The 14,128-nt window shown below is 72.1% G+C and carries 10 protein-coding genes; 4 read left to right on the plus strand and 6 right to left on the minus strand.

Going from position 1 to position 14,128, the window contains the following annotated elements; translation table 11 throughout:
* Positions 1–27 precede the first annotated feature (27 nt).
* Entirely contained in the window at positions 28–4,887 is a 4,860-nt protein-coding gene (locus tag GGR04_RS06680) for an NAD-glutamate dehydrogenase (RefSeq protein ID WP_183199078.1), read from the plus strand.
* Positions 4,888–4,960: 73 nt separating this feature from the next.
* Positions 4,961–6,205 carry an aminotransferase-like domain-containing protein gene (locus GGR04_RS06685; RefSeq protein WP_183199079.1) on the plus strand — a complete coding sequence of 415 codons (1,245 nt, stop codon included), beginning with the start codon at positions 4,961–4,963 and terminating at the stop codon, positions 6,203–6,205.
* Between the two features lie 160 nt (positions 6,206–6,365).
* On the opposite strand, the gene GGR04_RS24260 is transcribed toward GGR04_RS06685, so the two are convergent.
* Positions 6,366–6,500, minus strand: coding sequence for a hypothetical protein (locus tag GGR04_RS24260; protein ID WP_281383054.1), 135 nt, complete (start codon positions 6,498–6,500; stop codon positions 6,366–6,368).
* Between the two features lie 222 nt (positions 6,501–6,722).
* On the opposite strand from GGR04_RS24260, the gene GGR04_RS06690 reads away from it, so the two are divergent.
* Both GGR04_RS06690 and GGR04_RS06695 read left to right on the plus strand, forming a co-directional pair.
* A complete protein-coding gene (locus tag GGR04_RS06690; protein ID WP_183199080.1) occupies positions 6,723–6,968 on the plus strand; it encodes a type II toxin-antitoxin system Phd/YefM family antitoxin in 246 nt (81 codons plus the stop codon).
* The gene (locus tag GGR04_RS06695) at positions 6,958–7,239 is read left to right on the plus strand and encodes a type II toxin-antitoxin system RelE family toxin (RefSeq protein ID WP_183199081.1); all 282 of its coding nucleotides are present in this window, start codon (positions 6,958–6,960) and stop codon (positions 7,237–7,239) included. The genes GGR04_RS06690 and GGR04_RS06695 overlap by 11 nt, the downstream gene beginning before the upstream one ends.
* Before the next feature lie 105 nt (positions 7,240–7,344).
* Here the strand turns inward: GGR04_RS06695 and purH are convergent, their stop codons facing one another.
* The 5 genes from purH to htpX form a co-directional block, all read right to left on the minus strand.
* Positions 7,345–8,958: a bifunctional phosphoribosylaminoimidazolecarboxamide formyltransferase/IMP cyclohydrolase gene (purH, locus tag GGR04_RS06700; RefSeq protein ID WP_183199082.1), complete on the minus strand. Its 1,614-nt coding sequence runs from the start codon at positions 8,956–8,958 to the stop codon at positions 7,345–7,347.
* A 119-nt stretch (positions 8,959–9,077) separates the two neighbouring features.
* A complete protein-coding gene (locus tag GGR04_RS06705) occupies positions 9,078–9,251 on the minus strand; it encodes a hypothetical protein (protein WP_183199083.1) in 174 nt (57 codons plus the stop codon).
* A 330-nt stretch (positions 9,252–9,581) separates the two neighbouring features.
* Positions 9,582–11,276: a heparinase II/III family protein gene (locus tag GGR04_RS06710; RefSeq protein ID WP_183199084.1), complete on the minus strand. Its 1,695-nt coding sequence runs from the start codon at positions 11,274–11,276 to the stop codon at positions 9,582–9,584.
* A 191-nt stretch (positions 11,277–11,467) separates the two neighbouring features.
* A complete protein-coding gene (locus GGR04_RS06715) occupies positions 11,468–12,865 on the minus strand; it encodes an RsmB/NOP family class I SAM-dependent RNA methyltransferase (protein WP_183199085.1) in 1,398 nt (465 codons plus the stop codon).
* 219 nt (positions 12,866–13,084) lie between these two features.
* Complete coding sequence (gene htpX, locus GGR04_RS06720; protein ID WP_183199086.1) at positions 13,085–13,987, minus strand: zinc metalloprotease HtpX; 903 nt, start codon at positions 13,985–13,987, stop codon at positions 13,085–13,087.
* Between the last annotated feature and the right edge of the window lie 141 nt (positions 13,988–14,128).

Genomic DNA, 14,128 nt, shown 5'->3' on the forward strand with positions numbered 1-14,128 from the left:
CCGCCTGCGAACCGAAGGACCGAGCCCATGTCGCCCGTCACCGCCCTGCCCGACAAGGATTCGCTCCTCCAGGCCGCGCGCGAGGCCCTTGCCCCGGGATCGCAGGCTGCGCTCCTGACGCCGCTCCTCTTCGCGCGGCCCCCGGCCGAGGATCTCGCCGCGCTCGGGCCCGCGCGCCTCGCCGCCATGGCCGAGGCTGCAGCCACGCTGCTCGCCCGCCACCGCGCCGGCGAGGCGCTGGTCGAGATCCGCCGCCTCGCCTCCGATGCCGAAGCCGGCTCGCTCGCCGGGCCGCTGGCGGTGCTGACGATCGTCCAGGACGACATGCCCTTCCTGTTCGACAGCGTCGCGGCCGAGGTCGCCGACCGCTCGGCCGCCGTCCATGCCGTGTCACATCCGATTCTGCAGGTGCGCCGCGACGCGGCCGGCGCGCAAGACGGCGAGCGCGTCTCGCTCATCCAGATCGCCTTCGAGCCGCTGCTGCGGACCGACGCCGACGCCGTGCTCACGCAAAGCCTGCGCCAGATCCTCGGCGAGGTCTCGGCCGCCACGGGCGACTTCCACGCCATGCGCGAGCGCGTGCGCGAGGCGTCCGCGGCGCTGCGGGCCCGCGCTACGGAGGCCGATCCGGCGCAGGCCGCAGCCGAGCGCGAGGGCGCGGCGCTCCTCGACTGGCTCTGCGACGACAATTTCATCTTCCTCGGCCTTCGCGAGTTCCGCTACTTCCCCGACGGCGAGGCGCTGCGCCGCATCGAGGGCGGGGAACTCGGCATCCTCAGGGATCCCGCCGTCCGCGTGCTGCGCCGCGAGGGCGGCGAGAGCGCCACCAGCCCGGAGATCCGCGCCTTCCTCGAAGAGCCCGCGCCCCTCATCGTCGCCAAGGCCAACGCCCGCTCGCGGGTCCACCGCCGCGTCTACATGGACTATGTCGGCATCAAGCTGCGCGACGCCGCCGGCGGCCTCGTCGGCGAGCTACGCGTCGTCGGCCTCTTCTCCTCCGCCGCCTACACGCGCCCCGTCCTTTCCATTCCCTATCTGCGCCAGAAGGCCGAGACGGTGATCGCCCGCTTCGGCTTCGCGCCGCGCTCGCATTCCGGCAAGGCGCTGGCCGTGGCGCTCGAGACCTATTCGCGCGACGAGATGTTCCAGATCGACGTCGATCTCCTCGAACGCTTCATCGGCATCGTCACCGAACTCGGCGAGCGGCCGCGCATCCGCGTGCTGCCGCGCATCGACCGGTTCGACCGCTTCGTCTCGGTGCTCGTCTTCGTGCCGCGCGATCGCACCGACGCGCGGCTGCGCGATGCGATCGGCCAGCTTCTTGCCGAGCGCTACGAGGGCCACGTCTCCGCCTGGTATCCCGCCTTCCCGGAAGGGCCGCTGGCCTCCATCCACTTCATCATCGGGCGCAGCGGCGGCCCGACGCCCCGGCCGGACTCCACCGCGCTCGAAGCCGAGATCGCCGAGATCGCCCGCGACTGGACGCTGGCGCTGGAGCGCGCCATCGCCGGCACCGGGCGCCATGCCGACCTGATGGCGCTCGCGCCGGGCCTGCCGGCGGGCTACCGCGACGTCGTCTCGCCGACTGAAGCGGTGACGGACGGCTGGCGCATCCTGGCGCTCGGCCCCCACGATCCGCTCGAGGTCGATTTCCACCGGCGCGCCGACGATGCCGCCACCGTGCTGCGCTTCAAGATCTACCATCTCGGCGCGCCGCTGGCGCTCTCGCGCCGGGTGCCGATCCTCGAACACATGGGCTTCTCGGCAGTGGCCGAGCGCACCTTCGAGATCGCCCGGCCCGACGGCACGCTCGTCTTCCTGCACGACATGGAGCTGGTGCGCCGCGCCGGGGGCGACATCGTCCTCTCCGACGGCGGCGCAGCGCTGGAGCGGTGCTTCGTGGCGGTGGCCGACGGGCGGATCGAGAGCGACGGCTTCAACGGCCTCGTCCATGCCGCCGGCCTCTCGTGGCGCGAGGCCAACGTCCTGCGCGCCTATGCACGGTATCTCCGCCAGACGGGCTTCGCCCCCACCACCGACCTGATGGCCGAGGTGCTGGAGCGCCAGGCGCCGATCGCGCGCGGGCTGTTCGAGCTCTTCGCCGGCGCCTTCGATCCCGAGCGCCCTCGCCAGTCCGAGCCCCTGCCGGCCGAGCTCGCGGGCGACGCCGAGGCCGAGGCGGCGGCCGCGCGCGGCACGCTGCAGCCGCTTCTGGCCGTGCGCGCCGGGCTGGAGGCGATCACCAGCCTCGACGAGGACCGTGTCGTCCGGCGCTTCCTCTCGGTGATCTCCGCGACGCTGCGCACCAACTACTACGCCGTGCCCGAGGTCTCCGCGGCGGAAGGCTCGACGCCGCGGGCGGTGGCCCCGGCGCTCGCCTTCAAGCTCGATCCGCACCGCATCGAGGGCGTGCCGGCGCCGGTGCCCTTCCGCGAGATCTTCGTGTTCGACGCGCGCGTCGAAGGCGTGCATCTGCGCTTCGGCCCGGTGGCGCGCGGCGGCCTGCGCTGGTCCGACCGGCGCGAGGACTACCGCACCGAGGTGCTCGGCCTCGTGAAGGCGCAGCAGGTGAAGAACGCCGTGATCGTGCCGGTGGGCTCGAAGGGCGGCTTCTATCCCAAGCGCCTGCCCGACGCGGCGCAGCGCGATCTCTGGTTCGAGGCGGGGCGCTCGGCCTACATCGTCTTCATCGCCTCGCTCCTCTCGCTCACCGACGATCTCGATGCCGCCGGCGAGGCGGTGACGCCGGCCGCGGTCGTTCGATACGACGATCTCGACCCCTATTTCGTGGTGGCCGCCGACAAGGGCACCGCCACCTTCTCCGACACCGCCAACGCGGTGGCCGAGGCGCGCGGCTTCTGGCTCGGCGACGCCTTCGCCTCCGGCGGCTCGGCGGGCTACGACCACAAGGCGATGGGCATCACCGCGCGCGGCGCCTGGGAGGCCGTGAAGCGGCACTTCCGCGAGATGGGCCGTGACGGAAGGGCCTGGGACATCCAGTCCGAGCCCTTCACCGTGGCGGGCTGCGGCGACATGTCGGGCGACGTCTTCGGCAACGGCATGCTGCTCTCGCGTGAGATCCGGCTGGTCGCCGCCTTCGACCATCGCGACATCTTCATCGACCCCGCGCCGGATGCCGCGCGCACGCTGGAGGAGCGCCGGCGCCTCTTCGCCCTGCCCCGCTCGTCCTGGGCCGATTTCGACAAGGCAGCGATCTCGGCGGGCGGCGGCGTCTTCTCGCGGCGCGAGAAGGTGATCCGTCTCTCCGAGGCGGCGGCCGATGCCATCGGCTGGGACAAGCGCTCGGGCACCCCGGCCGAGATCATCGCCGCGATCCTGCGCGCGCCGGTGGACCTTCTCTGGTTCGGCGGCATCGGCACCTATGTACGCGCCACGACGGAAGCGAACGCCGACGTCGGCGACCGCGCCAACGACGCGGTGCGCGTCACCGCGCGGGATCTGCGCGCCAAGGTGATCGGCGAGGGCGCCAATCTCGGGCTGACGCAGGCCGGCCGCATCCAGGCGGCGCGTGCCGGCGTTCGGCTCAACACCGATGCGATCGACAATTCGGCGGGCGTCAACACCTCCGACGTCGAGGTCAACATCAAGATCGCGCTGCGCGGGGCGCTCGCCGACGGCAGCCTCGCACGCACCGACCGCGACACGCTCCTCGCCTCGATGACGCCCGAGGTCGCCGCGCTCGTGCTCCACAACAACGAGGAGCAGACGCTGGCGATCTCGCTGGAGGAGCGCGCCGGCCCGGGCCGCCTCGCCCTGCAGACCCGTCTCATGCAGGCGCTGGGCGAGACGGGAGCGCTCGACCGCGAGGTGGAGACGCTGCCCTCCGACGCCGCGGTCGCGGATCTTCGCGCCCGCGGCCTCGGCCTGACGCGGCCCGAGATCGCCGTCCTCCTCGCCTATGGCAAGATCGACCTGTTCAACGCGATCGTCACGGGACCGCTCACCAAAGACCCCTATTTCGAGAGCCGGCTTCGCTCCTATTTCCCGAAGGCGATGACCGAGCGCTTTCCCCAGGCGATCGCCACGCATCGCCTGCGCCGCGAGATCGTCGCGACGCGGCTCGCCAACGACCTGATCGACTGGACCGGGCCGTCCTTCCCGACCGTGGTGCGCGATGCCACCGGCCGGGGCGCCGCGGCGATCACCGCCGTGTTCGTCGCCGCCTTCGACGGGTTCGCGGTGGCCGATCTCCTCGCCCGGATCGACGCGCTCGACGCGGCGCTGCCCGGCGACACGCAGACCGACCTCTACGCCGCCGTGCAGCTTTTCCTTCAGGCCAGCGTCGTGCGTCTCGTGCGCCAGCCCGCCGCCGAACTCGGCGAGACCGTCGCGATGCTCCGCGCGCGCTTCAGCGAGCTGAAGCCGCGGCTGGTGGATCTCGCCAGCGAGCGGGCGCGCGACGAGTTCCGCACCCGCGAGGCCGGCTGGCGCGAGCGCGGCGTGCCCGACGATCTCGCCGCCGACATCGCGCTCCTGCCGCTCCTCGGCCTCATTCCCGATCTCGACGCCGTTTCACGTGAAACCGGCGCGCCGATCGAGCGCACCGTCGCGGCCTATTTCGCGATGACGCATGCGCTCCACATCGGCCGCCTGGAATCGGCGATCTCGACGCTGCGCCCGAGCGACTATTACGAGACGCTGGCGCTGGAGCGTGCCGCCAGCCAGATCGCCAGGGAACGCCGCCGCCTGACCGCGCTCGCCCTTCAGGAGGGGTTGGGCGAGGATCCCGTGGCCGAATGGGCCGCGCGCGAGGGCGAGGCGCTGGCCAGCACCGCCGAGCAGATGCGGCGCCTGGCGGGCACCGGCGAGACCTCGGTCTCGCGCCTGACGCTGGCCGCGGGGCTCCTGCAGGATCTCGCTCACTGACCGCCGAGAAAGGTCAGCATGGTTGACATATCTTCCCGCCGCGTGGAAAGGAGGCGGCGGGAGGAGACCCACCATGATGAACCTGACGGACCTGTTCGCCACGCGTGCCGACCGGATGCGCGCCTCCGAGATCCGCGAGCTCCTGAAGCTGCTCGACCAGCCCGACATCATCTCGTTCGCCGGCGGCATTCCAGATCCCGCGCTGTTTCCACGCGAGGCTTTTGCCGACGCCTATGCCGATCTCCTCGGCGGCGCGGGGGCGAACGCCGCGCTCCAGTATCAGGTGAGCGAGGGCTATCGCCCGCTGCGCACCTGGCTCGCCGCCGAGATGGGCCGCATGGGCGTCGCGTGCGACGAGGGCAACCTCTTCATCACCTCGGGCTCGCAGCAGGGGCTCGACTATCTCGGCAAGCTCTTCCTCTCGCCCGGTGACACCGCGCTCGTGACTTGGCCGACCTATCTCGGCGCGCTGCAGGCCTTCAACGCCTACGAGCCGCGCTACGACCGGTTGACGCCTGCGGGCGGCAACATGACGCCGGCCGCCTATCGCGACGCAGCGCGCGCGACCAAGAGCGATGGCGCGACCGGGGGCGAAGCGAAGTTCGCCTATCTCGTGCCGGATTTCGCCAACCCGACCGGCGAGACGCTGGACCGGGCGGGCCGCGAGGGGGTGCTCGATCTCGCCGCCGACCTCGGCATCGCCGTGATCGAGGACGCCGCCTACCGCTCGCTGCGCTTCGAGGGCGAGGACGTGCCCTCGATCCTGGCGCTCGACTGCGCGCGCTCCGGCGGCATCGAGAAGGCCCGCACCCTCTTCTGCGGCTCGTTCTCGAAGATCCTGGCACCCGGCCTTCGCGTCGGCTGGATCTGCGCGCCGCGCGCGATCGTCGACAAGCTCGTGCTCCTCAAGCAGGCCGGCGACCTGCACAGCCCCTCGATCAACCAGATGGCGATCCACCGCGTCGCCGAGACCGTCTACGGCGCGCAGGTCGAGCGTCTCAAGGCCGCCTACGGCGCCCGGCGCGACGCGCTGCTCGCCGCGCTCGAGGCCCACATGCCGCAAGGCGTCTCCTGGAGCCGGCCGGAGGGCGGCATGTTCGTCTGGGTGACCCTGCCCGAGACGCTCGACGCCGCGGCCCTCCTGGCGGAGGCCGTGCGCGAGGCGCGCGTCGCCTTCGTGCCGGGCGCCGCCTTCCACCCCGACGGCACCGGCCGCAACACGCTGCGCCTCTCCTTCACGCTCGCTGACGAGCGCGCGGTGACGCAGGGCATTCCCCGCCTCGCCGCGCTGGTCCGCAAGGCGATCGCCGCAGCCTGAGGCGCCACGGCTCCGCCGGGTTACATCGGGGACGCGCGCAGCCGATCGGCACGGCGAGGCCCATAGCGCGCCGCGAAACGGCGGTTCTCGGTGGTGACCTGAAAACGACGAAGCCCCGCGGAAAGGGCGGGGCTTCGGAGGCGAGGCGAGACGCCGGGCCTTACTTCTTGCCCGAGTCCTTCTGCGGCGAGGCGAACTTGCCGGGCACCGTCATCGCGGCCGCGTCCACCTTGGCCTTCTTGTCGGCCTTCGGCTTACGCGTTTCCTTGTTGCTCTTCACCTGACCCTTGGCCATCTCAAATCTCCCGCCGACCGCCGCCGGCGGTCTTTCCGCCGACCCGCCGCGATCCGGCTGCTGTCATCGCGCGTTTTGCGGGAGCGGGCAAGATTGACGATACGGCAGCGGTTGCGAACGCCCTGCCAGCCCGTTTCGTCACCCGGCCATGCGCAAACTGAGGACAACTTGCTCCCCCTCGTTTTTCGTACGATATTCGGTACGAAAATTCGGGAGACAGAGATGCAGCGCGTCGAAGCCACGCTCGCGGTCAGCGTATCCGACCTCAAGAAAAGCCCCACCGCCGTCATGAGCGAGGCCAAGGGGGAGACGGTGGCCGTGCTCAACCACAACCGCGTCATGGCCTACATGGTGCCGGCCGGCCTCTACGAGGCGCTCCTCGAACGGCTGGACGATCAGGCGCTCGTGGATCTCGCCCGCGAGAGGCTGGACGAGGTCGGGCACCCCGTCGACATCGATGCCCTATAGCCTCGCCTTCCTGCCCTCGGCCGACAAGGAGTGGCACAAGCTCGGCGCCACGGTGCGCGCGCAATTCGTGCGCAAGCTTCGCGAGCGTCTGGAGCATCCGCGCGTGGAAGCCGACGCGCTGCGAGGCCTTCCCGATCACTACAAGATCAAGCTGCGGCAGGCTGGTTACCGGCTCGTCTACCGCATCGGCGATCGCGTGGTGACGGTCACGGTCGTGGCGGTCGGAAAGCGCGAGCGCTCGGAGGTCTACGAGGCCGCGCGCCGTCGCTGACCGGACCCGAGGGAGCGATGTCGCGCCCTCGGGTCCGGTCATGCCGAGGAGAAGGGAAGGCCCCTTCGTCCCGTCGCTCGTCGGCCCCGCGCCGCAAGGTCCCCCTCAATGGCGGAAGTGGCGCATGCCCGTGAAGACCATGGCGATGTCGTGCTCGTCGGCGGCGGCGATGACCTCGGCGTCGCGCATCGAGCCGCCGGGCTGGATCACCGCCGTGGCGCCGGCCGCCACCGCCGAGAGCAGACCGTCGGCGAAGGGGAAGAAGGCGTCGGAGGCGACGGCCGAGCCCTTGGTCAGGATCGGGCCGCCCGCGGCCTGTGCCGCGTCCTCGGCCTTGCGGGCGGCGATGCGGGCCGAATCCACCCGGCTCATCTGCCCCGCGCCGATGCCGACCGTCGCAAGACCCTTGGCATAGACGATGGCGTTGGACTTCACGTGCTTGGCGACGCGGAAGGCGAAGCGCAGGTCCGCCATTTCGGCCTCGGACGGCGCGCGCTTCGTCACAACCTTGAGGTCGAGCCGGTCCACCAGCCCGTCGTCGCGCGACTGCACGAGAAGGCCGCCCGCCACCGACTTCACGGTGAGGCCGGGGGCGCCGGCGTCCGGCAGGCCGCCGGTGAGGAGGAGGCGCAGGTTCTTCTTGGCGGCGACGAGGGCGATCGCCTCCTCGTCGGCTTCTGGCGCGATGATCACCTCGGTGAAGACCTTGACGATCTCGGCGGCCGACGCGGCGTCGAGCCGCCGGTTGAGCGCGACGATGCCGCCGAAGGCCGAGACGGGGTCGCAGGCGAGCGCCCGCGCGTAGGCCTCGGCGAGCGTCGCGCCCTCCGCCACACCGCAGGGGTTGGCGTGCTTGATGATGGCGACGGCGGCCGTGCGCGCGGGATCGAACTCGGCGACGAGTTCAAAGGCGGCGTCGGTGTCGTTGATGTTGTTGTAGGAGAGTTCCTTGCCCTGCACCTGACGGGCCGTGGCGACGCCCGCGCGCTTCGAGCCGTCGTGGTAGAAGGCGGCGCTCTGGTGCGGGTTCTCGCCGTAGCGCAGCGTCGAGGCGAGTTCGCCGGCAAAGCTTTGGCGTGCCGGCGCGGTTTCACCGGTGGCGCCGGCAAACCACGTAGAGACCGCCGCGTCGTAGGCCGCCGTCAGCCCGTAGGCCTTGCCGGCCAGACGGCGGCGATGCTCCAGCTCGGTCTCGCCGTTGCCCGTCCCCAGCGCTTCGAGGAAGGCGGAATAGTCGGCGGGATCGGTGAGGACGGCGACGAAGGCGTGGTTCTTGGCGCCGGCGCGGATCATCGCGGGGCCGCCGATGTCGATGTTCTCGATGATCGCCGCGGGCTCGGCGCCGGACGCCACCGTCTCGGCGAAGGGGTAGAGATTGACCACGAGGAGATCGATCCCCGCGATGCCGTGCGCCTGCATGGCCTTGGCATGGGCGGGGTCGGCACGCATGCCGAGCAGCCCGCCATGGACGCCGGGATGCAGCGTCTTCACCCGCCCGTCCATGATCTCGGGAAAGCCGGTGAGCTCGGAGACGTCGCGAACGGGAAGGCCGGCTGCCTCCAGCGCGGCGCGCGAGCCCCCGGTGGAGACGAGCTCGACGCCGCGCGCGCTCAAGCCCTTCGCGAGGTCCACCAGCCCGGTCTTGTCGAAGACCGAGAGCAGCGCGCGGCGCACGGGGTGGCGGTCGGGGGCGGGATAGCGGTTGGCGGCGACGGCCATGGAACACCTCGAGGCTCGGCGAGCGCGCGGCATCCGCGCCCGGATCGCCTCCCTTAAGGCCCGCCGCCGCATGAGACAACGTGCGGCCGTCGGTTTCGCGCTGGCCGCGATCGAAGCGGTCAGCGCGGCCGGGCGGCGAGCGCGTCGTCGCCGGGCTGGCGGGGCGTGCGCAGAGGCTCCGTGTCGGCGGCGAGATTGTCGAGCGTGTTCGGCAGCACCGTCACGGCGCGGTTCATGCCGCCGCAGCCGGCGAGCGCGGAGAGGAGAAGCGCGGAAAGGAGGAGGCGTCGCATGGGAACCCTTCGGCTGCGCCGGCGGCCGATCCTCCGACGAAAGGAGATGTAGGGCCGCTCGCGCACGCTGTCAGCGACAAGCCGGCGCGAGACCTCGCGCCACGGCGCGCGATAGTCCATGGCCCGACACCCATCCGCACCGGCCTACCCACCGGCCGCGATCCGACGGCTCCAATGATCGACGCGATGCCCGTACCGCTCCTGCGGACGAGCGTCGCGGTTCAAGTCGAGGCGCGACGCTCGGCGAGCGTTCGAGATACCCCCTCCCCGCTCCGCTCGTCGCCGCCAATACGCACCAAAAGCCCGGCGCGGAACCACCGGGCCGCCCCCTCAGCCCTCGCGCTCGAAGCGCCAGCCGAGTTCGCGATATTCGAGGCAGTCGAAGGCGACCGTGATCTGGCGCGTGCGGCGCGCGCCGGCGCCGTCGGCGAAGAAGATGGAATCCTCCAGCTTCGCCTCGCCCTCCGAGCCGAACCACCAGACCTCGTCGCCATGCTGCAGGCGGATGCCGTCGCCGGTGTCGCGCGCCGAGACGTCGGGATGGAGGTGGAAGCGGAGCATGCCCATCGGCTCCTCGCTGGCGAGGCGCTGCGAGCGCCCGGCGGCGTGGAACAGCCGGTCGACGCCGTCGATGCGCCCGCCGTCGCGCGACAGGAAGAGCTGGCGCTCGTGCACGAAGCCGAAGCCCTGGCGGTAGCCGTCATGGGCGGCGGTGAGGATCTGCCCCTCGCCGATCTCCTCGCGCGTGGTGGGCACGCGCGTCGGCCCCGGCATCAGCGGACCGCCGAGAAAGCGGTCGAGCCGCTCGGAGCGCGAGAAGCGCGAGGAGGAATGGTCGTTCAGCGTCAGCGTCGAATGGGCGGCGGTGGCGCGCGAGAGCCGGCGCCAGCCGGCGTCGAGCCGCGCCGGCGCGCCGCAATTGACGATCATCCGCCGCCCGCCGGCCGAGAACTCGAAGGCGAGCGTGCCGGCATGGGCGTCGCTCGACACTTCCGGGGCCGGCGGCAGGCCGGTATCGGTGATGAGGATGGTGCGCCCGGCCGCCAGCCGCTGGTAGCCGGACTGGCGCATCTGGCTGATCGGCTCGCCCAGCGTCTCGTCGTAGCGCAGGAGCGCCGCGGTGAGATGATGGTCGGGCACGCCCGCGCCGTTGAACAGCGCCAGTGCGCCGTCGCCGTGGCGGAAGAAGCGCAGCGCCGGCAGCATGCGGTCGATGGCGCCGAACACGGCGCGCGGCACCGGCTTGTTCTGGTTGGCGAAGAACTGGCGCAACGGCAGCAGGTCGGCGAGCACGGCGACGAGCGTCGCCGGGTTGCGCGAGATGTGGCCGCCGTCGGGGTGGATCTGTCGGTCGAGCTCTTCGCCGAGCGCGCGCGCCGCGGCCCGCGCGCCGCAGGTGCGGCCGGGCTGGGCGACGGCCGCGAAGGCCACCGCCATGCGCACGCGCAGGCGCGGCAGCCCGTCCGGCGCGGCGTTGGCGGTGCGCTTCAGGCGCCGCACCTCGTCGTCGAGGGCGCGGGCGAAGCGGCGGGCGAAGGCCTCGTCGGCCCGCTGCAGCAGGATCGGCGCGTGCGAATACCAGGCGATGACGCGCCGCGCGGCGACGTCGTGGTCGAAGGCGAGGCGCGGCAGCTGCCGACGCTTGAGGCGCAGCCAATCGGCCACCAGCGTGCGCGCGTGCTCGGAGGAGAGCGCGTCGCCGCTCTCGGTGAAATGGCGCAGCCACTCGAAGCTGTTGAGTTCGGCGATCCAGGCGTCGGGCGCATCGGTGACGAGGAAGGGCGACTGGCCGCCCAGATGCACGAGATGGTTGGCGAGCCAGAGATGGCCGACATAGAAGGCGCGCGCCGCCGCCGCGTCGGCGCGGCGGAGGTCGGCGGGCACGGCCACCGGCTCGGGAACGCCGGCCGGCAGCAGCCGCAGGCTCGGCCAGGCGGCGGCGCGCAGGGCCGAGCGCATCCGCCGCCCGGTCTCGCGCAGCATCAGCCCCGCCAGACGCGGCTCGTCGACAAATCCTGCGGTCATGGCCCGTTCTCCCCGGCCCGGCCCGAAGGCCTCGCCGTTGTCGCGATCGTCGTGCCGCACGCCGGACGGTTTCCCGGCTTGAGGCTCGATCTTGAAGGAGAAGTTTTGCCGATCAGGGTTAACGCCGGCTTAAGGGCCGCGCCGGCGAGCCGCGAGGCTTGCGCGGGGCCGACGCTCGCACGCCGCGCGCTTCAGACAGTCCGGCGCAGCCGCGCGGCGAAGAACCCGTCGAGGCCGGAGCTTTCGGGTGTGTCGCGCACCAGCATGGCCGGCGTCGTGCGCAGATACCCTTCCGGCGACACGGCTTCGGCGAGGCCCGGCACCTCCTCGGCGCGCACGGGATCGAGCGCGAACTCGGCATGGTCGGCAAGGAAGGCCGCGACCACGTCCTCGCCCTCCTCCCGGTCGAGCGAGCAGTTGGAGAAGACCAGCAGCCCGCCGGGCTTCACGATCACGGCGGCCTCGCGCAAGAGCCGCGCCTGCACCTGCGCCAGCTTGGCGATCTCGGCGGCGTCCTTGGTGTAGGCGACGTCGGGATGCCGGCGGATCGTGCCCGTGGAGGAACAGGGCGCGTCGAGCAGCACGGCGTCGAAGGGCTCGGGCGGCGTGAAGGCGCCGAGATCGGTGACGACGAACTCCGCCTCCAGCCCGAGCCGCCCGAGGTTCTCGCGCAGCCGCCGCATGCGCGAGGCCGAGATGTCGAGCGCCGTGACACGGGCGCCCGCCGCCGCCAGCTGCGCCGTCTTGCCGCCGGGCGCCGCGCAGGCATCCACCACGCGCTTGTCCCGGATGTCGCCGAAGAGCCGCGCCGGCAGCGAGGCGGCGGCATCCTGCACCCACCAGTCGCCCTCCCCGAAGCCCGGCAGCTCCGACACCGCGCCCTCGCCGCCGGCGAGCCGCACCGTGCCGAAGGGCAGCACCGTGCCGCCGAGCGCCTCGGCCACGCCTTGCGGATCGCCCTTCGCCGTGACGTCGAGCGGCGCCGGCAGCCGGTGCATCTGCGCGATCGCCAGCGCGTTCGTCTCGCCGTGGTCGGCCACCAGCCGGCGGAAGAGCCAGGGCGGACAGTCGAGCTCGGGATCGTCGAAGCGGCCGAGCAGCGCCTCCTTCTCGCGGCCGATGCGCCGCAGGATGGCGTTCACCAGCGAGGCGAAGCGCTCGGTGCGCGAATCCGACGCGGCCTGCGCCACCGCCAGATCCACCGCCGCCGAATCCGGCACGTCGAGAAACAGCACCTGCGCCGCGCCCGTGTGCAGGATGTGGCGCAGCGACGCCGCCTTGCCCGGCAGCGGCCGCTCGAGGCAGGCTTCGACGATCGCGGAGATCGTGCCGCGATGGCGCAGGCTGGTGAGGAGGATCGCCTTCACCAGCCCCTGGTCGCGCGCGTCGAGCTTCAGAAAATCGGCATGGCCGTGGCGCCGGTCCGTCAGCCCGTCGGCCGAGGTCTGCGTGTCCACCACCGCCGCGAGAAGTCGCGTCGCCGCACGCCGCGCCGCCAGACCCGGCCGGTCCGGCTCGGCGTCCGGCCGATGATGACGGGGCTTCGATCCGGCGGGGCCGGACCGGCGAGACGTGCGCGGCGGTTCCATCACCGAGCTATGGGCTGCGGGAGGGCGCCTGCGCAAGAGGCTGGGGGAGAGGCGGGGCTGCCGCCCCGGTCCCCGCCCGGGGCCTGACGCCCCGGAGCCCCCGCTTTCTTTTGATCGATGGTCGGGGAGGGCCTGCGGTCCTCCCCGACCATCGAAGGAAGGAATGGGGATCCAAGGGCTTCCAAGCCCTTGGCGGGTCCGAGGACAGAGCGCTCGTCTTCACCCCCACGGCCCCGAACGCCGCCGCACCGCCGGCACCGAGCGGCCGAGGGGAGCGGCCACGGCACGCTCGGCGGCCATGGCTTCGAGGGCGGCGATGCGGTCGGCGGTGGCGGGATGGGTGGAGAAGAGGCCGTCGAGGCGGCGGCCCAAGAGCGGATTGACGATGAAGAGATGGGCGGTGGCGGGGTTGCGCTCGGCGTCGGGGTTGAGAGTGTGGGTGCCGGCGATCTTGGACAGCGCCGAGGCGAGGCTCAGCGGCCGGCCGCTGATCTCGGCGCCGCGCCGGTCGGCGGCGTATTCGCGGGTGCGCGAGATCGCCATCTGCACGATGCCGGCGGCGAGCGGCGCGACGAGAACGGCCAGCAGCGTACCGAACGGGTTGCCGCCGCCGTTGGCGCCGCGATGGCCGCCGAAGAGAAAGGCGAAATTGCCGAGGGTCGAGACGGCGCCGGCGAGCGTCGCGGTGATCGTCATCAGCAGCGTGTCGCGGTTTTCGATATGGGCGAGCTCGTGCGCCACCACGCCGGCGAGTTCGTCGGGCGTCAGGCGGAGCAGCAGGCCAGTGGTGACGGCGACCGCGGCGTTGGCGGGATTGCGGCCGGTGGCAAAAGCGTTGGGCTGGTCGGCGTCGATCAGATAGGCGCGAGGCATGGGCAGTCCGGCGCGGGCCGCCAGATCGGCGACGATGCGGTGATAGTCCGGCGCGGTGCGCGCGTCGACCTCGCGCGCGCCGTGGAGGCGCAGCACCATCCGGTCGGCGTTCCACCAGGAGACGAGGTTCGTCACCGCGGCGAGGCCGAGCGCCGCCATCGCGCCGAGGCGCCCACCGAGAAGCAGACCGACGCCGACGAAGAGCGCGGTCATCGCGGCGACGAGGACGGCCGTGCGGGTGCGGTTCATGGATGGGCTCCTCTTACGACGGCGCGTCGATGGGTCTCTTGCGAAGCGCCGGCGAACGTCCGATCTGACGCTGTGAATTTGGGCGCGAACGCCGGCGTCTTCAACGAAGGATCGGCCGTGCGCGCGTCCGCGAGCGGTCGC

The organism is Aureimonas pseudogalii (assembly GCF_014196835.1).
In the GTDB taxonomy this organism is placed as follows: domain Bacteria; phylum Pseudomonadota; class Alphaproteobacteria; order Rhizobiales; family Rhizobiaceae; genus Aureimonas; species Aureimonas pseudogalii.